The organism is Alcanivorax sp. HI0044 (assembly GCF_001634945.1).
Window position 1 is genome coordinate 1 of sequence record NZ_LWEZ01000149.1, and the last position, 1,064, is coordinate 1,064.

General features: G+C 59.8%; 1 protein-coding gene. It reads right to left on the reverse strand.

Annotated elements, in window-relative coordinates; genetic code table 11:
- Positions 1–30: 30 nt before the first annotated feature.
- The coding region (gene tyrS / locus A3730_RS01810) for a tyrosine--tRNA ligase (RefSeq protein ID WP_063537353.1) at positions 31–1,064 on the reverse strand (1,034 nt) is incomplete at its 5' end.

The window sequence follows — 1,064 nt, forward strand, 5'->3', positions numbered from 1 at the left end:
AATCGCCGAGAAAACAGGCGCCAACGCCTGTTATTTGACCGTCACCCGGGCAATCTTCTTCTTTCCGGCCTGAATCACGTGGCTATCGCCACGGGAGAAGGTGCGCTCCTCACTGAGTTGAGCCCCATCCAGGTACACCGCGCCCCGCCCGAATACGTCCTTGGCCGCCTTGCCGTTCTGCACAAGGCCTGCTTCCCGTAGCAACGGCAGGATATGGATGCTGTCCTGATCCCCCAGATCCACCTCAACTTCCGGCACATTATCAGGGATATCGCCCAGCGCAATCTGGTTGCCTGCCGATTTGGGCGCCGCCTGGGCCGCCTCGGCCCCATGGAACCGCTCGACCATCTCCAGCGCAAAGGCTTTTTTGGCCTCCTGGGGCGAGCCCAGAGTCTCCGCCTCGGCCTTCAATTCCTCAATGCGCTCATTGGAGCAGGCACTGAGCAGTTCATAATAGCGCCAGGTGAGACTGTCGGGAAGCGAGAGCAGCTTGCGGTACATTTCCCCCGGCGCATCGTTGACCCCCACATAGTTGCCCAACGATTTGGACATCTTCTGCACGCCGTCCAGTCCTTCCAGAATCGGCATGGTCAGGCAGATCTGTGGCGCTTGGCCATAAGACTTTTGCAGCGTACGCCCCATCAGCAGGTTGAACTTCTGATCGGTCCCGCCCAGCTCCACATCCGCCTCCAGGGCCACGGAGTCGTAACCCTGCACCAGCGGGTAGAGGAATTCGTGGATGGCTATGGGCTGATTACCCTTGTAACGCTTGTCGAAATCATCACGCTCCAGCATCCGCGCCACCGTGTACTGGCCTGCCAGCTTGATCATGCCGGCCGCGCCAACCTCGTTCATCCAGCTGGAGTTGAAGGCGACCCGGGTTTTGCTCTCGTCGAGAATCTTGAAGACCTGCTCTTTGTAGGTCTCCGCGTTGCGCAGCACATCTTCTCGACTCAGCGGCGGGCGGGTGGCGCTCTTGCCCGTGGGGTCACCGATCATCCCGGTGAAATCGCCAACCAGGAAGATCACTTCATGCCCCAGCTCCTGAAACTGGCGCAGCTTGT